Annotated in this window: 1 pseudogene; it reads left to right on the forward strand. The window is 47.8% G+C overall.

Annotation, left to right across the window (positions count from 1 at the left end):
- Positions 1-182: 182 nt before the first annotated feature.
- Positions 183-517 (forward strand): annotated as a pseudogene (locus B2751_RS14805) (gluconate permease); the annotation flags it as partial.

A 517-nucleotide genomic window follows, 5' to 3' on the forward strand; every position in this document is an offset into this window, starting at 1 on the left:
AGATGATTGGGGAAACACATCGCCATGTACCAAATGAAGAAGCGATGCATGAATATCGTCAGCTTTTACCGATTTTCATTAGTCTAGCGCGGACATTATCCGAAGACCACAAACGAATTGCTATGTATCAACGGAGCTTGATTCAAGAGGAAAACTAACTTAATCTTTTGGGGGAAGTCATCATGCCTTTAGTCATCGTAGGAATTGGGATCGTCGCATTGCTCGTTCTCATCATGGGGTTAAAATTAAATACGTTCGTTTCACTCATCATCGTTTCCTTTGGCGTTGCACTATTACTCGGTATGCCGCTCGATCAGATCGTCAAGACGATCGAAGCCGGTATCGGAGGAACACTCGGTCACCTAGCTCTGATCTTTGGTCTTGGTGCGATGCTTGGAAAGCTAATCGCTGACGCCGGGGGGGCGCAGCGAATCGCGATGACGCTTGTCGCACGATTCGGGGAAAAGAACATCCAATGGGCGGTCGTCGTTGCTTCGTTCATCATCGGAATCGCACT

The sequence above is a fragment of the Exiguobacterium sp. UBA6282 genome (genome assembly GCF_002440475.1).
Classification (GTDB): domain Bacteria; phylum Bacillota; class Bacilli; order Exiguobacteriales; family Exiguobacteriaceae; genus Exiguobacterium_A.